Source organism: Halopseudomonas sp. L-58 (assembly GCF_056859475.1).
On the sequence record NZ_JBSXON010000084.1, the window covers coordinates 25,271 to 47,842 of the forward strand.

A 22,572-nucleotide genomic window follows, 5' to 3' on the forward strand; every position below is an offset into this window, starting at 1 on the left:
GTATTACAAAAAGTAAATCATAAATTGAACAAAGTATAAAATTATGTTTAATTCTGGCTGTATACGGTTCGCAACCAAAAGGACGGGCACGCGGCGGTGCCCGGTAACAGCTCTGAGCAAAGTGACAGCGCGCTGGATTTAAAATCTGTATGTAGAATTTAAATCTTGATATGGAATTATCTGGAGCGCTCCGCTAGGATGGCGAGACGCTGGTTTAGAGGCGCTAGGCGAATGTCACTGTTTTTAGGCGGCTTTGTCAGAGTGTTACGTCAGGCCAGTAATCGGATGATTTCTATAAGTCACTGAAAATAAAAACAAAAGGAATAATGATGAACACTATCGACAATACTGGTCACATGAATGCGGCGCGCAGCGCCTTGGCTATTGCCGTTCTGATCGCCAGTGGCAGCGCCTCTGCGATGCAGATAGATCTGGGTAACCCAGATATTCGGATGCGTTGGGATAACACTGTTCGCTACAACCTCGGCATCCGGGCGGAAAGCCAGGACAGCGCGATCATGAACAACCCTAATTTCGACGAGTCTGATGGCAAATTTGACCGTGGGGATATCGTCACCAATCGTCTTGACCTGCTGACAGAGGTTGACTTGGCCTACAAGTGGCACTTTGGTGCGAGGGTCAGTGCCGCCGGCTGGTATGACGATGCCTACAGTGACCGTTCGGTCGATAGCAATGTGCCTGGTTATTCCACCAGCTATAACAATGATAAATACAGCTCCGAAGTAGAGCGTTACGTCTATGGCCCTTCTGGCGAAATTCTCGATGCCTTCGTGTGGGCTAACTTTGATGTCGGGCAGGTACCGGTGAACGTGAAGGTCGGTCGGCACACCCTGTATTGGGGGGAGGGCCTGCTGTTTGGTGCTCACGCGATTTCCTATTCGCAGGCTCCTACCGACGCGGTTAAGGCGGTAACCAGTCCAGGGATTGAGACCAAGGAGGTCTTTTTGCCGATTGGTCAGGTATCTGCCAAAGCGCAGTTGACCAATGCACTCTCCGTTTCTGCACAGTATTTCTATGAGTGGGATCACACTCGCTTCCCCTATGGTGGTACCTATTTTGGTGCTGCTGACCCCTTCTTCGAGGGGCCCGACCGTTTGCCTGCGGCGCCGGGGTTCAACCTACAACACGCCGATTCCAAATTTGGTCGTGACTCTGCTAACTGGGGTGTGATGGCCCGCTATGACCTGCAAAGCGTAGGCGCCACGCTGGGTGCCTATTACCGCGAATTCGACGACTATCAAGCTTGGCTGTCGCCGCAAATCGATATGGCAACCGGCCGGTATCGGTTGGTTTATCCGCGAGGCGTGAAGTTGGTTGGCTTGAGCTATGCGGGTAACGTTGGCTCGGCCTCCATTGGCGCAGAGGTGTCTTACCGCAAAGGTGGCGCACTTAACGCCACTGGCGTCAGCAACGTGGATGATGAAGGTCCTCGCGGTAACACCTACCATGCATTGGTAAACGCTGTTTACGGTGTGCCTCGCTTTTGGCTGGCCGAAAGTTCGACGCTGGTTGCCGAGCTGGTATACAGCCACCTGGATAAGGTGACCGAACATGAAGAGTTGTATAAGGGTGAAGGCACCGCTGCCTGCAGAGACCTGCGCAGCGGTGGCGAGGGCGATAAGTCCGACGGCTGCTCTACTCGTAATTACCTGGCGGCGGCAGTGAACTATACCCCCCAGTATCTGGCGATTTTGCCGTCGTGGGATCTGTCTGTGCCTTTAACCGTGAACTACGGTATTTCTGGTAACGCGGCTAACGCCGGCGGTGGGTCGGAGGGTGCCGTGTCATGGTCGGTCGGCGCCAAGATGACCTACCAGCAACAGCACGAGTTCAGCTTGCGTTATGCAGATACGATGGCCCAGGAGAAAAACACCATCAACCCGGTCAACGGCCAGACCATGGTAAATGGTAACGGTGCTGTTGGTGGTACCGACCGTGGTTGGTTGTCGCTCACCTATAAGACATCGTTTTAATAGAGCAGTACTGGCTCCCAGTTAATAAACACAAGAACGGAGATTGTTATGAGATATGCACTCGCTTTCAGCCTGGCTTTAAGTGGTATTTCAGCCAATGCGGTAGCAGCAGTTTCTTCCGAGGAGGCTGCCCAGCTCGGTAAAGCACTTACCTTGTTTGGAGCTGAACAAGCCGGCAATGAGGCGGGTACTATCCCTCCCTATGAAGGGGGACTCCGGACCGCCCCTGCCGGTTTTGAGCCCGGCAGCGGCTACTGGGTGAATCCCTACAAGGATGAAGAGCCGCTGTTCCGCATCGACAGCAGCAACTATCAGGAGCATGCAGATAAGCTGAGTGCTGGTCAGTTGGAGCTGTTGAAGCGTAACCCCGATTACTATCTGGATATCTTTCCAAGTCATCGTACCGCCGCGCTACCACAGGATGTGCTGGATGCTACAGTCCGTAATGCAACTACCTGTGAAACGCTGAACAACGGCCTGACGTTGTCGCCTGAATGCCGTGGTGGCGTTCCATTCCCGATCCCTAAGACCGGCCATGAGGTCATGTGGAACCAACAGGTTCGTTACAACGACGGTAAATACGGCACTACCACCAGTTCATCCAACAGCTGGTTGGTGGCGTCGAATGGGGCTGTAACCAAGGCATCAGAACAGGCTACTTTTGTTGAACGTCCCTATTATCAGGATGATGTAGAGGGTCGCGATCCGCAAATGTATTCCCGCGTTTACTCGGTCACCAAGGAACCCGCGCGCCGAGCAGGCGAGCTTACCGGGTATATGGACTACCTTGACCCTACCCAGCAGCCCCGACGCGCCTGGAGCTACACGCCTGGTCAGCGCCGCGTCAAGTTGGCCCCTGAGTTTGCCTACGACACGCCAGTTGCCAGTATGGGCGGTCTGGAATTGTTCGATGAGCTTTTCATGTTCTCAGGTATGCAGGACCGCTTCGAGTTCAAGCTGGTCGGCAAAAAAGAGATGTACATCCCGTATAACAGCTATGAGCTGTACTTCGACTGTGATCCTAAAACTCAACTGATGGAAAACCACGTTAATCCCGAGTGCGAGCGCTGGGAGCTGCACCGTGTATGGGTCGTTGAGGCCACCCTCAAGGAAGACCGTCGGCATGTTTACAGCAAACGCACCTATTATCTTGATGAGGATACCTTTGGTGCGGGGCTTTACGATGCTTGGGATCAAAGCGGCCAACTCTATCGTTCGATGATGCTGGGCGGCGTGCAGTTTTACGACCATGACATTCCCTACATCGTAAAACACTCTATCTACGACTTTAACAAGGGTATGTACGGGCTGATCAATGATGCGCTCAGCGGCGGTTACAAAGTGCTGGACGCACCGCGCTCCGAACGTGATTTGAACCCAGAAGCAGTGGTGGCACGCGAGACCACCCGGTAATTGCACCAGTTTGGCGCCACCGACGATGGGTGGCGCTTGCGTGTTGGACCGTGACAGGCGATGTAATCGCAGTACTCGGCGTTTTGAGCGAGCTGCGTAGAGGATAAAAACAATGACTTTGATCGACCTGATGAGAGGGTGCCTGCCATGCAGGTTGCCGCGGCTGCTGATGTGCCTGTTTTATGTTGGCTCCATTGCATCCTATTCAGTTGCCATCTCAGCGATGGCAGCGGAATCGGAGACGGTTGAGTCGGACAAGACGGGGTTGTTTGATCCGCTCAGCAATGCCGGTGCCAAACAGTTGATTCCACAATCCCAACCGACGCTGAGTGTTGCCCGAGCGGGTAGCCGGCTTGTCGGTGTAGGACTGCGCGGGTTGATCATGCTGTCCAATGATGAGGGTAAATCCTGGCAGCAAGTTGTTAGCCCGGTGGGTAGTGATCTTGTGCAGGTTCGCTTTCGTGATGACCAACATGGCTGGATCGTTGGCCATGACTCGGTTTTTCTGGCCACAGAGGATGGCGGACAAACTTGGTCCGTAGTGCTGGATGGCCGTAGTCTCCTGACGCTGCTGAAAAACTACTACTCCAGTGCTAATGATCTGGAAGAGTTCGAATCTGAAAGCATGCTACGTGAATTCGAGCTGGCGATGAGTACCTCGTCCGACCCCGACGTGATGGCTACACCTTTCCTGGATGCCTACATTAATGCGCAAGGTGAAGGTTATGTCGTAGGCGCTTTCGGGATGATCCTTCGTACAATCGATAACGGTCTTCACTGGGAGCCCTGGATACAGCGGACAGATAACGACCGGCGGATGCATCTATATTCCGTGAGCATGTCGGGCGCGGAAACCTTTATCAGTGGTGAGCAGGGGCTGGTAATGCGTCTGGACGATGAGGCACAGCGCTTTATTAGAACGCCTACGCCTTATACAGGGACCTTTTTTGGCGTTCAGGCTTCGGCTGACGCGGTTCTGGTCTATGGGCTGCGGGGCAACCTCTACGCGAGTAAGGACCAGGGCGAAACCTGGACCAAGGTGGAGACTGGCCAGGAATCTTCCATTGTGCAAAGCCTGCCTCTGAGCAAGGGCAGGGCCCTGCTGATCAGTCAACGGGGCGGAGTCATGCAGATAGACACCAAGTCACTGGAGCTCACGCAACTGGTTGGTGATTACCGTGGCACGGTTTTCTCCGCTGCGTTACTTAACTCGCCGGATCAGTTGCTGCTGGCTCAGTTTTCCGGCGTGCGTACCACGCAACTCAAGCCTTAATTTAACGTGCGATCGACGCTGGTTAGCTGCTTGCGTGGCTGACCCGGATAGCAATAGTCAGGTTGGCGAGGTGGAAGGGCATGCATAGCGTGTCGCTACGCGTCGATCCTCGGAGATAGAGATGGTCAATCAGAATAATACTAATGGGATGCCTGTCGTCCAAAATGTTGAGGATTTCGACAAGAAGTCTGGCGGTCTGTTTGAGCGCTTAATTTTCAGTCACCGAGTCCTGGTTATTCTGTGCTGTCTGGCTGCTACGCTGGTGCTTGGTTTTTTTGCATCTCGCATTGAGGTGAACGCCAGCTTTGAGCGGATGATTCCGGTCAACAATCCCTATATTCAAAATTATCTGGATCACAAGACCGAGCTGCCGGGGCTGGGCAATAGCATTCGCGTTGTCGTTGAAAACAAGAACGGAGATATCTACGACCCTGAATACCTAGAGGTGCTTCGCCAAGTGAACGACACTCTGTATTTGATACCGGGTGTCGACCGCTCCTGGATGAGGTCGCTCTGGATGCCCATTGTGCGCTGGCGGGAAGTGACTGAGGATGGCATCAGCGGCGGGGCCGTGATGCCGGCGAACTATGATGGCAGCGAAAGCAGTATACAGGCGCTGCGCCGGAATATTTCGCGCGCCGCTATATCCGGCAGTCTGGTTGCCAACGACGGTCAGTCCAGCATGATTGTTGCGCCACTGCAGGATACCAATCCGCAAACGGGGGAGCCGCTGCATTACGGCGATTTTTCCGATCAGCTGGAACAGAAAATCCGTGCCTACGAAAGTGACTCCATTGGCATCCACATTGTTGGCTTCAGCAAGCTTGTTGGGGATCTGATCGATGGCTTGAAAGTAGTGATGCTGTTCTTCGCCATATCGGTGGTGATCGCATCAATATTTGTCTACCTGTACACCCACTGCTTACGCAGCACGCTGTTGCTGGTGGGAATTGCGGTAACCGGTGTGATCTGGCTTTTGGGGCTAATGCAGATACTCGGTTACGAACTCGACCCTTACTCGATATTGGTACCCTTCCTGATTTTTGCGATTGGCCTATCGCACGGCACGCAAAAAATGAATGGCATCCTGCAGGACATCGGCCGCGGCACTCACAAGTATGTCGCTGCGCGCTACACGTTCCGACGTCTTTTTCTGACCGGGCTCACCGCGTTGCTGACCAATATTGTTGGTTTTGCAGTACTGGCAATTATCGACATTCCGGTAATCCGCGACTTGGCGTTGACTACCAGTATTGGTGTCGCGGTCCTGATCTTTACCAAGCTTATTCTTATTCCGGTTGCGCTCTCTTACATTGGAGTGAGTAAGAAAGCGGCGCAAATTGCCATCGATAAAGACCAGGCTGGACAGGCCAACAAGAACTGGCTGGGCAGAGTATGGCAAAGGCTGGATTACTTTACCGAGCGAAAATGGGCTCTGATGGCAATCAGTGCTTCTGTTCTCGTCACGGCAATCAGCACAGTCTTGATGATGGATTTACAGATTGGGGATCTCGACCCGGGCGCACCGGAGTTGCGCCCGAACTCGCGCTATAACCAAGACAATGCCTATATAACCTCTCACTATGGACTTTCCAGTGATCAGTTTGCGGTGATCATGAAAACTGGCGTGGACGGCTGCCGCTTTTACCGGCCGTTGCAGACTATGGATCAGTTGGCATGGAAGCTTAGACAGACCGAGGGTGTGCAGACGACAAGTTCATTGGCAGACACTGTTCGTGTTGTGTCCTCAGGCATGGCTGAAGGCAGCGCAAAGTGGCTGACCATCAGTCGTGACCAGGCGATCACCAATGCCTCGGTCGATGCAGCCATGATTTCATCACCTGGCATCACCAATCAGAACTGCTCAGTAACGCCGTTGGTAGCTTACTTGGCAGACCACAAGGCCGAGACGCTTAACCGTGTGATGGGGGTGGTAGAAGACTTTGCTGAACAGTACAACACTGCGCCGGATGCCGAGCGTCCGGTAGAGTTCTTGCTTGCAGCCGGCAATGCGGGTATCGAGGCGGCAACCAACATCGAAGTAGAGAAGGGTATTATCACCATGTACTTCGCGGTATATGGAGCAACTGCGCTGCTTTGCCTGCTCACTTTCAGAAGTATCCGTGCCACCATCGTTGCACTTATTCCCCTGATCATGACGACGATTATCTGCAAGGCGCTGATGGTCGTGCTTGGTATTGGACTGAAGGTGGCGACCCTGCCAGTGATAGCCGTTGGTGTTGGGGTCGGGGTGGATTACGCGCTTTATTTATTGAGTGTGCAGGTGGCTGTACAGGAGCGTGGTGAAAGCCTGGCGGTAGCTTATCGCAGGTCACTCGACTTTACCGGGCGTGTAGTTGCGCTTATTGGCCTGACCATGGCCGCCGGCGTAATAACCTGGGCTTGGTCCCCTATCAAGTTTCAGGCTGACATGGGCATCCTGCTGACCTTTATGTTCCTCTGGAACATGCTCGGTGCGTTGATTTTGATTCCAGCCCTATCGCACTTTCTGCTCAACCCAAAGCAAAGCTCAGATGGCCAAGGCGATAGCTCAGACGAGGCAAACGTCTCGCTATCCTCTGGGCAAGTGCGCCATGCGGCCCCGTCATCTGACAAGCGCGAAGAGGTAGCAAGTTTTTGAAGTACCAGCTGGGTGGCGTTTGAGGTCACCGCCTTGAATTGAATGGCCGCCGTTGTTTCGGCTGGCAAGAACGACAGACGGAGAAGACTATGTTTGAGCTTTTGATGAGTGCCGACATGATGGTGCCGGACCCCGATGGTATGACCGAGTTGCTGGTCGACAAGTTGGGCATATATAAACACGAGCGCTGGCGCCAGGCTTTTGATGATCACCCATACATTGCTCATTTTCTCCGGGTGCACAAGTCTCTTGCTGTGTCCCCGACGCGGGTTGAGCCGCAATGGCATCTTGATCGCCCGAACCCAGGCGATCCGATGTTTCATGATTTCCTGGAAAGTCTGAAAGCGTTTCAAGGCAAACATAGACCGATGCTGACGCACTCTATCGTGCTTGCTTTGCATGGTGACAAGTTTGATGCGCTGGTCAGCAAGCTCATGCGTCGAGGTTTGCCATTTCGCATGGCTCAGCGCACGCCTGACATGCCCTTTGACCGGCTATGGTTGGGAGCGACCCCGGAAAAGCCCATTTATGATCCTATAGTAGATGGCGGGTTGTGTATCGAGATAATGCCGGTGGAGCCGCTTCAAATGCCGCCAGAGACTTTCGCACAGCCGCCGGTACAACCGCGTGATGTCAAGCCAGGTGACATGGTTCGGGTTTCAGCAAGAGGGTACTTGGTACGCGATCTGAACGAGACGCTGCGCCGTGTCTCAACAAATCTTGATTGGGAGCCGAGTGGCCCTGTCGAGACCATTCAGAGCGAGGGTTACCGTCGCGCTCGAATGGGCTTTACCCTGCCCAATAGCGCCACTTTAGACTTGATCGAGGCAACCCGGTGGGACAGTGAAGCAGGCTTGTACCTGAACAGCTGGGGGCCAGGACCTTACTACATTCGTATTGCAGTCAACGATCTAGCAGCTAAGGCAGAGGATCTGCGAGCTCGCGGTACCAAGTTCACCTGGATTGAGGCCAGCGACGCTGTAGCCGGCAAGGCACTCATTCGCGTCGATCCAAACGATCTAAATGGTCAGCTGTTTGAGTTTGAGGAGTGCTGATATGAGTGTTGACGTAGAAGCCACGGCGGTCGCGATCAATGGCGCAGTCAAGATTGTTCGTGATGGTGCGGTTGGCTGGGTCGTCCTGACCAGGCCTGGCCAGATCAATGCGATTAATGATGATATCCGTCAGGGAGTACCTGCCGCGCTGGCTTTGCTGGAAGGCGACTGCGCGGTGCGTGCTATCGCCATTCGCGGTGAAGGTGAACGGGGTTTTTGCGCTGGAGCGGACATCAAAGAGAAGCGCGGCGTTGAGACATCGCTTGATGTGCGCAAACGCATTGAGTTATCGAGCTGGATAGACTATCTCGATCGAGTCAGCAAACCGGTGGTAGTGGCCATTCACGGTTACTGTATGGGCGGCGGTTTGGAGTTCGCCTTGGCTGCGGATATCCGCGTTGCTGCACCCGACGCCATCCTCGCGTTGCCCGAAACGGGCCTCGGTCTGATTCCAGGTGGTGGGGGAACACAGCGGCTTAGCCGGGTTGTTTCACCAGGCCATGCAATGGACATGCTTTTGACTGGCGACCGCCTGGACGCCGCAAAGGCCTTGAGTATCGGGTTGGTATCCAGAGTCTCCTTGAGCAGCGACAGCTTGCTTGATGAGGTGAGTGCACTAGCGCACAAGATCGCCGCAAAGCCGCCAATGGCATCGGCCTTTGTCAAGCGTGCTGCTCGCGCATCCCTGGAAATGGAGCTTGGTGCCGGGCTGAGCCTGGAGCGCGACCTGTTTTCTTTGTTGGCGACCACAAAAGACGCCAAGGAGGCTGCGCTTGCATTTGGCGAGCGGCGTCAGCCTGTTTTTACCGGTGAGTGATACTGACCTTAACGTACGGAGTTACAAGATGACGACGGGAAAACTTGATGGGCGCGTAGCGATAGTCACCGGTGCTGGCGGTGGTCTGGGCGCGGAATGTGCGCGAGTGCTGGCGGCGCATGGTGCCAGTCTGGCTATTGTGGATATCAATGAAGCTGCTGCCGCGCGCGTGGCAACGGAGATTGAGGCGTCAGGCGGCTCGGCGATGAGCGTCGCGACCGATGTCTCATCCGAGGAAAGTGTTGAGGCGATGGTCAGTGCGGTCATGGAGCGATTCGGCCGTATCGATGTACTGCACAACAATGCTGCAGTGCTTGACGTCGCCCAGCGTCAGAATGATCGAGACATCTGCAACCTGGACATTGCTGCGTGGGACCGTGCCATTGCTGTCAACCTGCGCGGTTCGGTGCTATGTACCAAGCACGTCGTACCAGTGATGGTGAAACAGGGAAAGGGCTCGGTGATTTTTGCGACCTCTGGTCTGGGCGCTCAGGGTGACCTTTCGCTAACGGGTTATGCCTGTTCCAAGGCGGCGTTGAACATGATGCCGAAACTGGTCGCGGCGCAGTATGGGAAGCAGGGGGTTCGGGGTAACGCGGTACAGATTGGGCTCGCTCCGGCAGAAAACGCACATTCATCCATGCCGAAAGAGCTGCTGGATATTCTGCGGGATAATCACATGACTCCTGAACTCGGCACGCCAAGACAAATTGCCGACGTGGTTGCCTTTCTTGCCAGTGATGAATCGTCTTTTGTTACGGGCACAACGTTAGTCGCTGATGGCGGCTTTTCAAGCCATACGCCTTCGCTGGTGGCGATGCAGGCGTTCTTCAGTCAGTCCGACCGTAAGGGCATGTAAACCTTGTAAAGGGTTTGTTTTAGCAAGGTTTGATAATTGCGGCGAGAATGAAATTCGCCGCATGCTCTCGCCAAATTTTCATACCCTCTGTGGACCTGGTATCGAAACCCACCAGAACCGAGAGGGTGTAATGGTTGGTAAAGCCGCCAGACATCAATAGCGCTGATGTGGCTAGCAGAAAACGGGCATCTACATCCGCACGGAAAATTCCGTCGGATATCCCACGCTGCAGTAGCGAGGCAAACTTGGCTTTTAGCGCCGGCGATTGACCGGAGAAACTGTTGACCTGATCGTCGTGAGCTGACTCATGATAGCGGATACCTTCAAGCGCCAATGAGCCAAGTAGTGGGTCGTTCATGTACTGCTCGAAGGTACAGTCGAGCAGTGTCAAGAGGGCCTGTTGTGGCGGCAGGTTTTCTACATTCAGTGCGACGAGCTCATCCATTATTTGCCGTGACGAGTCATCCAGCACTGTTGTAAACAGGGATTCCTTGGAGCCGTAGTAATGGTAAACCAGTTGCTTGGTTACTCCTGCCTGCCGCGCTATATCCTCCATTCGCGCCCCGGCCAGACCTTTTTGGGCAAAGATCTTCTTGGCCGCTGAAAGCAGGCGCTCAAGGGTATCTCGCTTGCTGGGTTCGGCGCGAGCCGAGAAAGACTGGAGGTCATCAGTAGGCATGTCACACTCTTGATACATGACGCTTTTGGGTAATCAGGATAAAGCATTGCACGCGCACTGGGCACCCTGAAATCAAGCGCTTTGCTAGTCGAGAAAAGCAACGGGAGTATAGTTATGGAAACAGGGCTTCAAGGGCGCAAAGCGCTAATTTGCGCTTCCTCCCGCGGGCTTGGTTTTGCCTGTGCACAGGCGCTCGCACTCGAAGGTTGCGCCATAGTGATCAATGGTCGTGATGAGGCATCCCTAGCGTGCGCTGCCAGGCAAATTGCGCAGATCACAGGCGTAAGGCCGTTGCAGGTGGTGGCTGACATTGCCACCGAAGAGGGTCGAGAAAAACTCGCTGAACCGCTGGCCAGTGCGGATATCCTGGTGACCAACAATGGTGGTCCCCCACCGGGCGACATGGCTGATTGGGACAACGCGCGCTGGCATGCCGCCCTCGAAGCAAACATGTTGTCTGCGGTGTCGCTTATTCAAGACGTTGTTCCGGGCATGCGCACGCGCAAGTTTGGTCGGATTGTCAATATCACCTCCGCAATGGTGAAGACTCCGCGCTTGGCCATGGGACTGTCAACGGCTGCCCGTGCCGGGCTTACCGCGTTCTCCAAGGCGCTCTCTGCGGAGGTAATCCGGGACAATGTGACGATCAACAACCTGCTGCCGGAAAGGATTGAGACAGACCGCCTGCGCTACATGACAGACAAATTGGCGAAGCACAAGGGGATTAGTTTGGCGCAGGCACGTGAGGAGATGCTTTGCCCCATTCCTGCTGGTCGTTTTGGTCGGCCCGAAGAGCTTGCCGCGGCCTGCATTTTTCTTTGCTCGCAGCAGGCAGGCTATATAACAGGACAGAACCTACAACTAGATGGTGGCGCCTATTCGGGGCTGATCTGATAGGTCATCGAGACGACAGCGTCTTCCAGTTAGCAGGGGGGGCTTCGTGCGGTGCAAAGTCCAACTCGACTTCTACTCCATTCGGGTCGTAAAAGAAAACCTGCCATGTAAGGGTGTCGGGGCTACGTATGATGCGAAAGGTTACTTGGTGCTTTTGCAGAGCCCCCAAGGTCCTGATCAAATCATTGGCGGAAAAAGCCATGTGATCTAGAACGCCACGGCGTGGAACGGGCATTTCTTTAACTTCGATAACATGCAGCACCGGCTCATCCTTTAAATATAGCCAAATCCCGGGGACCGGGAAATCCGGTCGTTGCCCTACCCGGAGTCCAAGCAGGTCAGTATAAAAACGACGCGTTAACTCAAGCTGATCGGTTACGATCGTGAAATGATCCATGCTGGTGATCATGCCAGAAGCTCTCTCTGTGTTCTGCAGGTGGAGGAGTCAAAGCCCTAGACTTTATCGCTGGATCTGGAGTTTATTTTGGAGCTTAAAGACAGGGGAAGCTGGCCTGTTTTAGTCCATTCGGCGATCCCTTCCCAGATATCAGACCGTGCGTTTGCAAAGTTGTGCAAGTGAGCATTCCCGGCAACACATAAGAGTGTCTTGTCGCACGCATTGGAAAAAAACTCAGGTTCCTTCTCTGGTGCAGGACTGACATCAACTTCACCGTATGCCAGCAATACCGGACAGAAAATGTTGGCGGCACTGGTGACAACCACGTTTGGAGTGAGTGCTGCGGTGGCCAGAGTGACGGGCGTCAGGCTCGAGTGCTGGTTATCGGCAGTTATTACGGCTTCAGCAACATCCGGCAGGTGGAAAAGAGCGCGCATCTGCGATCGATCCGTGGGTATGTAGCCGCTGGGGGGTAGTGCCGCCTTCATCGCTTCTACTTTGGCACCGGCCAGTTCCAGAGGCAGGTTGCTCCAGCCTGCGACGATAAGGCGATCAAAGCTCTTGTAATGAGCTTGCTGATAGGTGACCAGCATACCGCCCATGGAGTGGCCCAAGCCGGCGACTGTCAGGCTTGTTGATTCTGCCAACGTGCCCCACTGGTTCGACATTAAGGCTTGAACACACTGTTGAGTGGCAAGGTGATTGGCCTCTGCTATCACATTCAATGTCAGCTTGGATTCGGGCTCAGGCCTGCTGCTTTCACCCATGCCCAGATTGTCGAGCGCTAGAACCAGGTAGCCTCTATCGGTCATAAACTCGGCAAAGCTGTAACTCGGGTCAAGGTATGGCGGATGGAAGTAGCTGCGTGAGCAGCTGCCGCCATGCAGGCAAACAACAAGGGTCAGTGACGCTGGTACGTTGTCGCCAAACTTGTCCGGCAGGAACAGAGAGCCGCATAGGTCAACTTTGGATATGAAGGGGGTAAGGTGAGTTACGTCCCAGGATAGATTGATCGTTCGCATCCGTTACGCCTTAGCAATTCCCCTTGGCCGCGAAGCTCAAGGGGATTGGTGAGTTGGTTTTAGCGTTGAGATTCGCGCATCACGATGGCTTCGGGGTTTAGCTCACGTTCAGTGCGAGCTTCGGTGAGAACCTGATAGCCGCCATCCATCCCGTCGTTGACGATGCCGTACATGCCTTTATTAAAGTCGTACATGGAGTGCTTCACGATGTAGGGGATGTCGTGGTCATAGAATTGGACACCTCCAAGCATCATCGAGCGATACAGCTGGCCGTTCTGATCCCAGGCATCGTACAGGCCGGCACCATAGGTATCTTCATCGAGATAGTAGGTGCGCTTGCTGTAAACGTGACGCATACCTGGTTTCAAGGTTGCTTCAACCTCCCATACACGGTGCAGCTCCCAGCGCTCGCATTCGGGGTTTACATGAGAGGTGCGGAACTGGTCCTCACAATCGAAGTAGAACTTGTAAGTGTTGTATGGAATCAGCATCTCTTTGCGTCCAACAAGCTTGAAATCAAACCTATCCTGCACGCCTGAGAACATGAATAGTTCGTCGAACAGCTCCAAGCCGCCCATGCTTCCCACCGGAGTGTCATAATTGAACTCGGGGGCGAGTTTGATGCGCCGCTGTCCAGGGGTATAGCTCCAGGCACGGCGCGGCTTGTCGGTCGGATCGATAAAGTCCATCAGGCCAGTGAGCTCTCCAGCTTTGCGTGCGGGTTGCTTGGTCAACGAGTAAACCCGGTAAAAAAGATCCTCCGGTCGGCCTGGTACATCTGTCTGGTAGTAAGGGCGCTCAACGAACGTAGCTTGGTTGGCAGACTGGGTTACTGACCCGTTTCTATCAACGACCCAGGTGTTGGACGAAGAGGTAGTGGTACCAAACTTGCCGTCGTTATAACGCACGAGCAGGTTCCAGATTACTTCATTGCCTGTTTGGGGGATCGGAAAGGGTAAGCCGCCACGACAATTTGGCTCAATCGCCAAGCCGTCCTTCAGGGTGTGGCAGGTAGTTGCGTTACGCACCGTTGCGTCCAGCACTTCCTGCGGGTAGGCAGCAGATCTGTGGCTGGGGTAAATGTCCATGTAGTAATCAGGGTTGCGCTTCAATACCTCTATCTGCCCCGCGCTAAGCAGGTGCTCGTGCTCGCTTAGATTGGCCGCAGTTATCCGATACAGGGGTTTGTCCGCAGCATAGGGGTCTTTCCAAAACCCAGTACCTGGCTCGAATCCCGGGGGAGCGGTTCGCAGACCCCCCTCATAGGCCGGAATGCTGCCATCGGCGTTCGCGGCCTGAATAGCGCCCAATGGTGTGAGGGTATCGCCGATAGCGCTGGCTTCATCCGGGCTCACTGCGGCCAGAGATGTGGCGGACAGGCCGCCAACTAGCAAGCCAATAGCAATTTTCAGTTTCATGATCTTTCTCCGTTTTTGTTTTTATAAAGAGAGCGCGAAAAATCGCTGTCCGGCACTGCTGCCAGGCAACGAGTTCGAGGTTAGGTAGTAGAACAATGAAGGTGCGGGACGTGCATCCCGATTTCCCTGCGCAGGAACGCCTTCCGGTAGGCAGAGCTGACCGGAACCGGCTTCACCCTGGATGTAAACCAGAGATGCTTTCACTTTATGTCCTTTTATTTTTATTTTTCAAAGGCTTTCATCGTGCTCCCAGCCCAGTCTGGATGGGCTGTACAGCCGAATCTGATTGCCTGCCTAAGACCCTAGCAGAGCATTGAAAATAATTCCATATGCAGATTGAAATTCTACAATTGGAATTATTCTGTCGGGATGCTTGAAGCGAGAGGAAGGGTTGTTTTGCTCTTTGCTCGCACGTCAGGGCGCTGGTTATCCGTTTTACGCCCGGTAAAACGGATAGCCAGCGCCTCCGGTTCTTTCTTGTTACGTTCCCGATTGCCGTATACAGCGGACGGCGAATGTTCATGCGTGGTGATGCCAGTGGGTATCGGACGCATTGTTTATTGGGCGTAGCAAGGACTCTGTCGGCAGGTGTTTGGTAGAGGAAAACCTGAGTCAGCCCAGTAGGGAGATACTTTGATGAATAACAAAAATACCGATTTCGACGTGATTGTCGTGGGCGGGGGAAGCAATGGCCTTTCAGCGGGTTGCTATCTTGGCCTTGAGGGCAAGCGTGTTCTTGTTCTCGAGGCGTTGGACAAGGTGGGTGGGATGGCGTCGTCCGGCTATCTCATCCCTGAGGCGCCGGAGCATCTGGTGCATCCTTGTGCGCTCGACATGATGTCGATGCGCGTGCACTCCCATGTACCGGAGGAGCTAGGCTTGGCCGACCACGGCTTTGACTCTATCGAGTTGTCGCCGGGTTATGTCTATTTACACCCCGATGGAAGCTCGTTGATCTTTTGGCGAGATCGGCAAAAAACAGCAGATGAAATTCGGCGGTTTAGCCACAAGGATGCTGCTGCATTTCTTGAGTTCATGGATGTTATCGACATGTTCATGGATATAGCCCTGCCTATGATGCGGGTAGATCCCGCGCGGTTCAACTTGACAAGTAAGCTTAAAGTTCTAGGCGTGGCGCTGAAGAACCGGCGCCTTAAGCCTGAACTCATGGCGCTGATGACAGGGTCCGCTCATCAGGCTGCCAAGGAACGTTTCGAGCACCCGGTGACCGTTTCCGCGATGTGCGCGCTGACGGGACTGGCAGGTGATATTCGGGCTGATGGCGGCGGTATCTATTATGCGCTACTTGGGTTTCTGCACCGCTTTGGCGTGGGACGGGTCAGGGGCGGTATGCAGCAATTGAGTAACGCAATGTGCTCACGTCTCGAGGAGCTGGGTGGCAAGGTGATTACGTCTGCCACTGTGACTGAAATCATCTCTTCGCAGGGCAAAATCGAAGGCGTACGGCTTGCTGATGGGCGCACTTTCACTGCGCCCGCGGTGATAGCAGGTTGTCACCCCAAGGTAGCGCTGGAAATGGTAACCCCGGGCGAAATGCCTGCCCACCTGCTCACACGGGTAGCCATGGCTCCTGCCAACGCGAAGGGCTCGGGCCCACTGAAAGTGGATGTCGCGCTTGACGGTTTGTTGTCGGTTCCACGCTATGAGGCCATCCGCGGCGACGGAATTGATTTGCGCAAGACGGTCATGTTGATCGGTACGGAAGACGCAGTACTTGAAAGCTTCGCCGCCTGTGAGCGTGGCGAAGTTCCCAGGTACCCCTACATTACGCTTGCGGTCCCTAGTGCGGCGGATCCGGCTCAAGCGCCCGCCGGCCAGGACATCGTATATGTCTATCCGCCAGTCATGCCTGTCAACCCCAGAGCAGGCTGGGATGCGCTAAGGGAGACTGTGGCAGACCAGGTGTTGCGCCAATTGGCTGACTACGTGGATGGCATCGATGGTCATGTCATTGGCCGCCGTATCGAGGCAGCACCGGACTTCACAGAACGGCTAAATACAGTGAATGGCTGTGTAGTCCATATCGACACCACCACCATGCGTTCGAGCACTATGCGGCCAGCCTATGGGCTGGGTGGCGATACTCTCCCGGTTTCCGGGCTGTATCTGGGTAGCGCAGGCAGCCACCCGGGCGGAGGAGTCAATGGTATGGCCGGCAAGCTTGCAGCCAAGCGGGCGTCCAAGTTTTTGTCGAATAATTCCTAAGTCGGCTGTATCGCTTACCCGCGATTACAAGCGTGACTATAACAAAAGACCTGAAGGTCACAGGGAGAACCACTAATGTCAGCGGAAATGAACGAGCTTGATATCGAGCAGGCTTATCACGCGGTTTCAGATACCTATCTTGGCTCAGCAGTCGATATCCACGGGCTGTGCAGGGATAAGCGGATTAACGACCCAGTTATGCGTGGCGACTTCGTAGATAGTTACCTGGGTGTGCCAACCAATGCTGGTGCCAAGGCGGCCAAATGCGTTGTCACGCTGTTCAAGCACAAAGACGTGATGGCGGTGCTGCGCGACGCAGAAACCTTCACCAACGGTTTTATTGCCGAAGGGCTGGGCGCGTTCTTCGACGGTTTGATTGTGTTAGCCATGGACGGTGAACAGCATCGTCGTACACGTGCCCTGTTGCAGCCAGTGTTCATGCCGGAAACGGTCAACAAGTGGCGACCGGAAATCGACAGGGTGATTCGGGAAGAGTTTCTGCAGCCAATGCAGGCAGACAAGAAAGCCAACCTGATGGATTTCGGGTTGTATTTCCCCATCCGTGAGATGTACGCGCTGATGGGCTTTCCAAGCGACGACCCAGATAAATTCAAACAATACGCTACTTGGGCTCTCGCGCTGGTGGCCGCCAACCAGATCGATCCGGAGAAAGCGCGTATCTATGGTGCCTTTGCCGGTAAAGCGGTTAAGAACCTGTATGACGCGATAATGGAAATTGTGGTGACAAAACGGGCTGCTGGCGCAAAGGGCGATGACTTGATCAGTCGAATGATCAACGCTGAATATGAAGGCCGTGCGCTGGATAACCATGAGGTAACTACCTTCGTGCGCTCTTTGTTACCCGCCGCTGGAGAAACAACCACACGCACCTTCAGTTCGATCATGACACTGTTGCTTGAGCGGCCAGAGCTGCTGGAACGAGTGAAAAGAGATCGGGGTTTGATTGGCAAGTTGATCGACGAAACTGTGCGTTATGAGCCTGTAGCAACTTTCAAGGTTCGTCAGGCTTCGAGAGACGTCGAGGTGGGTGGCGTTCTGGTTCCCAAGGGGGGCTTGGTTCAGTGCATGGTGATATCCGCCAACCGAGACGAAGATGTCTTCGACAACGCAGATCAGTTTGATATTGATCGAAAGGTGAAGCCTTCCTTCGGCTTCGGCTGGGGGGCGCACATGTGCATCGGTCAGTTTGTTGCCAAGGTCGAAATCAATTGCGCGATCAACGCAATTCTGGATCTGTTTCCAAACATCCGATTGGACCCAAGTATGCCTGCGCCTGTCATCGCAGGGGCTCAACTGCGAGGTGCGAAATCCATTCATGTGATTTGGGATTGATGCAACCTTAGCGGAGGAATACCAGTATGAAATCTTACAAAAACATCCCCGAGCGTGGCGACTTTGTTTACCAGCAGCTAGTTGGCCCATGCAAAACCACTGGGCCGGCGTTGAATGAAACGCGCTCATTCTTCGGCCTGTTGCTGAGCAAGAGCATGCCTTTTGGCTCTGTACGTGATGATGAAGGGCACATCTACTCATTTGTTCGCTCGGTAATGGCCCCTACAGGTACGCCCAACCCGACGCGGTTTTTTTATCAGTCTACGCGGATTGACGGCCAGCATATTCGTATGGATACCGAGCGAATGGCAAAGCAGGCGTTGACGCCAATGCCAACGCAGACACTGGATGGGGATACGGTGCGCTGGACCAGCCTACCCGGAGAAGAGGGCAACCCCTGGTTACTGGAAGCCTCTGCTGAGCATATCAAGTGGGTGGAAGAGGGGCTGTATGAGCTGCAGGGGAAGCCGGTTGGCTGCGGTATGCAATGGTATTTGCCTGGTGTTGAGTGGGGCACGTTTTATGTCTCGCAACTGTGGAGCCTTTCCGGCGTGTGCGAAGGGCGGAAAGTGAAAGGCCTGATGGCACTGGACCAAGTGTATATGGCAGAAGGTGGAGCCATACATTTCAAGAAAGACTTGGTGGTAAACAACAAAATGCACGTCATCTGGTGGTCTTTTGCCACGGTATACAAGGACGGTACATTCGACTCGGGATCTTTCATGGTCGGCCATGACAACCTTGGTTACGCCATCTTAAACAATGAAAAAGGCGAGGTGCGTACTACCACCGATATCGAGGGCTTGGCAGTGCATAAGGACGGTAGTTACTTCCTGGACAATGCGCGAATTGTTTTGGACGGCAGCGAAGAGTGGGAGTTTCTGCCGGACGAAAAGGGTGAAATGGCGGACTTTGTTGGCGGCTTTCCGATTACAGCCCAGCAGGAAGGTCGCTGGCGCAGAGTAGGGGATACACGCGAACCAGACCACTGGCTGGCGTGGGGAGAGTCCGATCGCCGTAATGGCTCAGCGCGTAACGTGCGCGGTGCGGATCTATGACAGTCTCAATCGCCCGACTGTTCGAGGGCAAAAACAGGAGCGGAATGTGATGCCAGGCTTAAACCAAAAAGACATAGACGCCTTTTTACACGGCCAAATCGCCTGTTGGAATTCAGGTAACCGTGAAGGCTTCTTCGAGCATTATCGGCAGGTTGCCCCAAAGGGCTTGAGCATTGAGTACGTCGGGCGCCCGGCGGCGGATGGCTGGCCTGTACTTGAAGCTATGTGGGACCAGCAAAATAGCCGCTTTTCGGTGGAGGTAGAGGTGAGTATTCTCGGCTCGAATGAAGCCGCCTGTCACCATCGTAATGTGATGCGGGACGGCAGTGGCTCAATTGAGACGATTGAGCTGTACCGGTTCGAGGAAGATACAGTGAGCGTGCGTTATTTTATAAAACAATAGTGCCTGCTCTACTGAGCCGCAAAAAACCGCTGCCCTGGCAGCGGTTTTTTGTGGGCCATACTCACGCTTTGGCGAGGCTTCAACTTTTGCCAAATTGCTCGGTGATTTGACCGGGCGCGTTTGGCTGGCTGATACGATGCAATAGCAAACTGGCGGCGCTGAGGCCAAGCATTACAGTGATAACCGGCAATGCACTTGGGCTCATCCACAGGCTGACGATGCCCACGGCCAAAGTGCCGAACAAGAACTGTATGAACCCAATGACTGATGAGGCAGAGCCGGCGCGGTGGCCCTGACTTGCCATTGCCAAGGCTACCGCGTTGGGTGTCAACAGGCCCATGGAGGTCATGTAGATAAAAAAGCACAGCATAAGCTGCGACAGGTTGATAGTGCCTGCCCAAGTGGACAGCGTCGCCATTAGGGTTGCGATTGCTGGCGCAAGAAGCACATATTTGAGCAAAGTGGCAGGGCCGTAGCGAGCGACCAGTTTCGCGTTCAGTTGTGAGCCAACAATCATGCCAAAAGCGTTGAGGCCGAAGAACCAGCCAAAGTGGTTAGGTTGGATACCATAGAGGTCGATGATGATCTTGGGGGATCCGGATACATACGCGAACATCCCGCCAAAAGGTAACGCACCTACCAGGACAAACCGCATAAACTTCCAGTCACAGGCCAGGCTCAGGTATTGATTGAATGCGGAACGTAGTTTCGGCTTGCTGCCGTTGCCGAGACTCGGTGAGGTTTCCCGCATGCAAAAATGGACACCCAGCAGCAGCGCCAGTCCACAGGCAGCCAGCGTCATGAAAATACCGCGCCAGCCGACTACCTGCAGCAAAGCTCCGCCTGCAAGCGGTGCCAGAATAGGCCCGAGGCCCAACATCAACATTAGCATCGAAAAGGCTCTCGCGGCCTGTACGTTGGAGGTTCGGTCGCGGATGACAGCCCTGCTGATGACTACGCCAGCTCCCCCGCCCAGCGCCTGGCAAAAGCGTGCGGCGGTCAGCGTTGTCAGATCCGCTGCGAAGGCACAGCCAATTGATGCGATGAAGAATAAGGTTAACCCTGCATAGAGCGGTGGCTTGCGGCCGTAGAGGTCGCTGAGCGGGCCGTAGAGCAACTGCCCAAATGCCATTCCCAGAAGAAATACGGCCAAGGTGATTTGCACCTCCGACGAGCTGACTTGCAGTTGGCTCGCAATTACCGGGAAGGCTGGCAAGTAAAGGTCGACGGAGAGCGGCGAAAGGGCCGTCAGCATGGCGAGTAAAAATAGCCAGCCGGGGAGCAGCGGTACCTTCTCAGGAAGCGTCATAGCGGAGAGTCCTATCGAATGACACGTGCAAGCGGCGTTCAGTCAGGCGCCGTGTCGGTTTCAAGAGTGGGTATTGTTTTTTGCTAGCGAGACAGCTGGTGGGGGACGTTAAAAAAGCCCCCTCAAGCCCAGCAGACTATCGGGGGCTACACGATCAACTTGTTATGTACGGTGTGCTATTTCCCAGGCTTTGAGATCGAAGCCCGGGGTGCTGGCCTCACTGATGGTGAGTTCGGCTGGACGAGAAAGCAGTTTCTTCCCGGCCATGTGATCACTTGGCCGGTTGCAGGACTCAACCGCAATCAGGTGATCCTTGCGGAAGCAGAGCACGGAAAACTGTTGCGAACTCGGGTCGCCTAACGTGACGGTGGTGTCGAAGCCGGTAGACAAACCAACGATCTGCAGCTTGAGATTCCCCTGATCGGTCCAGAACCAAGGCGTGGCGATGAACGGCGACGGTTTCCCGAGCAGTCTTGCTGCAACGCTCCGGGCCTGATCCATAGCGTTGGGCACGGATTCTATGCGGGTGTGTTCGCCGTTGTTGTGTATGCACGGGAAGCATGCCACATCGCCAATAGCGGAAATATGGGGATCGTTGGTTAAGAGGTTGGCATCGACCTTAATACCATTGTCAATCTCAAGGCCAGCCTCGGCTGCCAAGGTGATGTTCGGGATGATGCCGATGCCATACACCACAAGGTCAGCCGGCAACTCTTCGCCGTTCTCCTTCACCACGCCGGTTACTTTTCCGTTGGCATGGGTTATTCGGCTGACGCCTTGATTGAAGTGAAATTTTACCCCCCAGCTTTGGTGCGCATTGAGGAACAATGCCGACATTTCATGGGAGATTGCGCGCGCCATGAGGCGGTCTCCGCGGTCAACCAGTTGGACTGATTTTCCCAATGCCGCAGCGACAGCGGCAAACTCCAGTCCGATAAATCCGCAGCCCACTACAACTACGTTACTCGCCGCGCTCATTCGGGGGGAGAGCGCATCGGCATCAGCCAGGGTTTTTATTCCATACACCCCCTCAACATCATCCCCGGGGATGGATAACAACCTGTTGTGACCGCCCGTGGCAAGAATCAAATGATCGTAATCAACGCTGTTGCCATTGGCCAGCACCACATTTTGGTTCTGGCGGTCTATCTCGACCGCACGCGTATGCAACAGCTCGATATTCTGCTCGCTGAAAAAGGTGGCCGGGCGAAATGCCAGATTGTCCGCCTTTATCTTGCCCAGCAGGTAGGCTTTTGATAGTGGCGGGCGCTGGTAAGGCAGGCCGGGTTCATCGCCTATAAGAGTGATGGCTCCGGTGTACCCGCCTTGTCGCAGAGAAGCTGCGACCTGAAAGCCGGCCTGGCCTGCGCCGACAATCACTACTGAAGAAATCGACATGTTTGCTCTCGCTGCTCAGTATTGAGATTCTGGGAGCCGCAGGATCATCCCTTCCATATTGGCGCTCACCGTCAGTTGGCAGGTGAGTCGGCTATTTGCCTTACGCTCGCTTGCGTACTCAAGCATGTCCGACTCTGACTCCTGTAGCTCTGGCATGCCCGATAGCCAAGCATCATCCACAAACGCATGGCAAGTAGCGCAACTGCAGGCACCGCCGCAGTCGCCTTGAATACCGGGAACCATGGCAGCCAGCGCCGCCTGCATAACAGACTGTCCTATCTCAGCGTTTACTTGATGCTCTGTACCATTGTGTTCAATGAGCGTGATGGTGGGCATGAGTGCTCTCCTGTTATTTTTTTGCAG

Annotated in this window: 19 protein-coding genes; 12 read left to right on the plus strand and 7 right to left on the minus strand. The window is 54.4% G+C overall.

The annotated features are described in order from the left end of the window. The first annotated feature begins 329 nt into the window (after positions 1-329). From AC13EY_RS16420 to AC13EY_RS16450, 7 genes are all read left to right on the plus strand, one after another. Positions 330-1,994, plus strand: a complete 1,665-nt coding sequence (locus AC13EY_RS16420) for a DUF1302 domain-containing protein (RefSeq protein ID WP_096006178.1) — start codon at positions 330-332, stop codon at positions 1,992-1,994. 48 nt (positions 1,995-2,042) lie between these two features. After that, positions 2,043-3,407, plus strand: a complete 1,365-nt coding sequence (locus AC13EY_RS16425; protein ID WP_096006177.1) for a DUF1329 domain-containing protein — start codon at positions 2,043-2,045, stop codon at positions 3,405-3,407. A gap of 112 nt (positions 3,408-3,519) precedes the next feature. After that, complete coding sequence (locus tag AC13EY_RS16430; RefSeq protein WP_228247469.1) at positions 3,520-4,680, plus strand: WD40/YVTN/BNR-like repeat-containing protein; 1,161 nt, start codon at positions 3,520-3,522, stop codon at positions 4,678-4,680. A 121-nt stretch (positions 4,681-4,801) separates the two neighbouring features. After that, entirely contained in the window at positions 4,802-7,321 is a 2,520-nt protein-coding gene (locus AC13EY_RS16435; RefSeq protein ID WP_096006176.1) for an efflux RND transporter permease subunit, read from the plus strand. Between the two features lie 89 nt (positions 7,322-7,410). Next, entirely contained in the window at positions 7,411-8,376 is a 966-nt protein-coding gene (locus AC13EY_RS16440) for a VOC family protein (protein WP_092287629.1), read from the plus strand. Between the two features lies 1 nt (position 8,377). Next, complete coding sequence (locus tag AC13EY_RS16445; RefSeq protein ID WP_096006175.1) at positions 8,378-9,193, plus strand: enoyl-CoA hydratase/isomerase family protein; 816 nt, start codon at positions 8,378-8,380, stop codon at positions 9,191-9,193. Positions 9,194-9,221: 28 nt separating this feature from the next. Next, positions 9,222-10,052, plus strand: a complete 831-nt coding sequence (locus AC13EY_RS16450) for an SDR family NAD(P)-dependent oxidoreductase (protein WP_096006174.1) — start codon at positions 9,222-9,224, stop codon at positions 10,050-10,052. A 19-nt stretch (positions 10,053-10,071) separates the two neighbouring features. On the opposite strand, the gene AC13EY_RS16455 is transcribed toward AC13EY_RS16450, so the two are convergent. Continuing rightward, positions 10,072-10,731 carry a TetR/AcrR family transcriptional regulator gene (locus tag AC13EY_RS16455; RefSeq protein ID WP_096006173.1) on the minus strand — a complete coding sequence of 220 codons (660 nt, stop codon included), beginning with the start codon at positions 10,729-10,731 and terminating at the stop codon, positions 10,072-10,074. A 114-nt stretch (positions 10,732-10,845) separates the two neighbouring features. Here AC13EY_RS16455 and AC13EY_RS16460 point away from each other — a divergent pair, with 114 nt between their 5' ends. Then, positions 10,846-11,625: an SDR family oxidoreductase gene (locus AC13EY_RS16460; RefSeq protein ID WP_096006172.1), complete on the plus strand. Its 780-nt coding sequence runs from the start codon at positions 10,846-10,848 to the stop codon at positions 11,623-11,625. A gap of 4 nt (positions 11,626-11,629) precedes the next feature. Here AC13EY_RS16460 and AC13EY_RS16465 read toward each other — a convergent pair whose 3' ends face one another. The 3 genes from AC13EY_RS16465 to AC13EY_RS16475 are packed head-to-tail and all read right to left on the minus strand — an operon-like array spanning position 11,630 to position 14,462. Further along, a complete protein-coding gene (locus AC13EY_RS16465; protein ID WP_096006171.1) occupies positions 11,630-12,034 on the minus strand; it encodes a VOC family protein in 405 nt (134 codons plus the stop codon). A gap of 44 nt (positions 12,035-12,078) precedes the next feature. Further along, entirely contained in the window at positions 12,079-13,044 is a 966-nt protein-coding gene (locus tag AC13EY_RS16470) for an alpha/beta hydrolase (RefSeq protein WP_228247470.1), read from the minus strand. Between the two features lie 59 nt (positions 13,045-13,103). Next, positions 13,104-14,462, minus strand: a complete 1,359-nt coding sequence (locus AC13EY_RS16475) for a DUF1329 domain-containing protein (protein WP_096006169.1) — start codon at positions 14,460-14,462, stop codon at positions 13,104-13,106. Between the two features lie 636 nt (positions 14,463-15,098). On the opposite strand from AC13EY_RS16475, the gene AC13EY_RS16480 reads away from it, so the two are divergent. From AC13EY_RS16480 to AC13EY_RS16495, 4 genes are all read left to right on the plus strand, one after another. Beyond that, entirely contained in the window at positions 15,099-16,688 is a 1,590-nt protein-coding gene (locus AC13EY_RS16480; protein ID WP_096006168.1) for a phytoene desaturase family protein, read from the plus strand. A 75-nt stretch (positions 16,689-16,763) separates the two neighbouring features. Further along, on the plus strand, positions 16,764-18,041 hold the full coding sequence (locus tag AC13EY_RS16485) for a cytochrome P450 (protein WP_096006167.1): 1,278 nt from the start codon (positions 16,764-16,766) through the stop codon (positions 18,039-18,041). Positions 18,042-18,067: 26 nt separating this feature from the next. Beyond that, positions 18,068-19,099, plus strand: coding sequence for a hypothetical protein (locus AC13EY_RS16490; protein WP_228247473.1), 1,032 nt, complete (start codon positions 18,068-18,070; stop codon positions 19,097-19,099). A 49-nt stretch (positions 19,100-19,148) separates the two neighbouring features. Then, positions 19,149-19,502 (plus strand): hypothetical protein, encoded by a 354-nt coding sequence (locus tag AC13EY_RS16495; RefSeq protein ID WP_096006165.1) that lies wholly within the window; start codon positions 19,149-19,151, stop codon positions 19,500-19,502. A 79-nt stretch (positions 19,503-19,581) separates the two neighbouring features. Here the strand turns inward: AC13EY_RS16495 and AC13EY_RS16500 are convergent, their stop codons facing one another. From AC13EY_RS16500 to AC13EY_RS16510, 3 genes are all read right to left on the minus strand, one after another. Then, a complete protein-coding gene (locus AC13EY_RS16500) occupies positions 19,582-20,811 on the minus strand; it encodes a multidrug effflux MFS transporter (protein ID WP_347427828.1) in 1,230 nt (409 codons plus the stop codon). Between the two features lie 162 nt (positions 20,812-20,973). After that, positions 20,974-22,209, minus strand: a complete 1,236-nt coding sequence (locus AC13EY_RS16505; RefSeq protein ID WP_096006163.1) for an NAD(P)/FAD-dependent oxidoreductase — start codon at positions 22,207-22,209, stop codon at positions 20,974-20,976. A gap of 15 nt (positions 22,210-22,224) precedes the next feature. Beyond that, entirely contained in the window at positions 22,225-22,545 is a 321-nt protein-coding gene (locus AC13EY_RS16510; protein ID WP_228247544.1) for a 2Fe-2S iron-sulfur cluster-binding protein, read from the minus strand. Positions 22,546-22,572: the final 27 nt, after the last annotated feature.

Excerpts from the sequence above, each read along its gene's own strand:
- AC13EY_RS16420 (WP_096006178.1), top strand. The coding sequence starts at position 330 with ATGAACACTATCGACAATACTGGTCACATGAATGCGGCGCGCAGCGCC.
- AC13EY_RS16425 (WP_096006177.1), top strand. The coding sequence starts at position 2,043 with ATGAGATATGCACTCGCTTTCAGCCTGGCTTTAAGTGGTATTTCAGCC.
- AC13EY_RS16430 (WP_228247469.1), top strand. The coding sequence starts at position 3,520 with ATGACTTTGATCGACCTGATGAGAGGGTGCCTGCCATGCAGGTTGCCG.
- AC13EY_RS16435 (WP_096006176.1), top strand. The coding sequence starts at position 4,802 with ATGGTCAATCAGAATAATACTAATGGGATGCCTGTCGTCCAAAATGTT.
- AC13EY_RS16440 (WP_092287629.1), top strand. The coding sequence starts at position 7,411 with ATGTTTGAGCTTTTGATGAGTGCCGACATGATGGTGCCGGACCCCGAT.
- AC13EY_RS16445 (WP_096006175.1), top strand. The coding sequence starts at position 8,378 with ATGAGTGTTGACGTAGAAGCCACGGCGGTCGCGATCAATGGCGCAGTC.
- AC13EY_RS16450 (WP_096006174.1), top strand. The coding sequence starts at position 9,222 with ATGACGACGGGAAAACTTGATGGGCGCGTAGCGATAGTCACCGGTGCT.
- AC13EY_RS16455 (WP_096006173.1), bottom strand. The coding sequence starts at position 10,731 with ATGCCTACTGATGACCTCCAGTCTTTCTCGGCTCGCGCCGAACCCAGC.
- AC13EY_RS16460 (WP_096006172.1), top strand. The coding sequence starts at position 10,846 with ATGGAAACAGGGCTTCAAGGGCGCAAAGCGCTAATTTGCGCTTCCTCC.
- AC13EY_RS16465 (WP_096006171.1), bottom strand. The coding sequence starts at position 12,034 with ATGATCACCAGCATGGATCATTTCACGATCGTAACCGATCAGCTTGAG.
- AC13EY_RS16470 (WP_228247470.1), bottom strand. The coding sequence starts at position 13,044 with ATGCGAACGATCAATCTATCCTGGGACGTAACTCACCTTACCCCCTTC.
- AC13EY_RS16475 (WP_096006169.1), bottom strand. The coding sequence starts at position 14,462 with ATGAAACTGAAAATTGCTATTGGCTTGCTAGTTGGCGGCCTGTCCGCC.
- AC13EY_RS16480 (WP_096006168.1), top strand. The coding sequence starts at position 15,099 with ATGAATAACAAAAATACCGATTTCGACGTGATTGTCGTGGGCGGGGGA.
- AC13EY_RS16485 (WP_096006167.1), top strand. The coding sequence starts at position 16,764 with ATGTCAGCGGAAATGAACGAGCTTGATATCGAGCAGGCTTATCACGCG.
- AC13EY_RS16490 (WP_228247473.1), top strand. The coding sequence starts at position 18,068 with ATGAAATCTTACAAAAACATCCCCGAGCGTGGCGACTTTGTTTACCAG.
- AC13EY_RS16495 (WP_096006165.1), top strand. The coding sequence starts at position 19,149 with ATGCCAGGCTTAAACCAAAAAGACATAGACGCCTTTTTACACGGCCAA.
- AC13EY_RS16500 (WP_347427828.1), bottom strand. The coding sequence starts at position 20,811 with ATGACGCTTCCTGAGAAGGTACCGCTGCTCCCCGGCTGGCTATTTTTA.
- AC13EY_RS16505 (WP_096006163.1), bottom strand. The coding sequence starts at position 22,209 with ATGTCGATTTCTTCAGTAGTGATTGTCGGCGCAGGCCAGGCCGGCTTT.
- AC13EY_RS16510 (WP_228247544.1), bottom strand. The coding sequence starts at position 22,545 with ATGCCCACCATCACGCTCATTGAACACAATGGTACAGAGCATCAAGTA.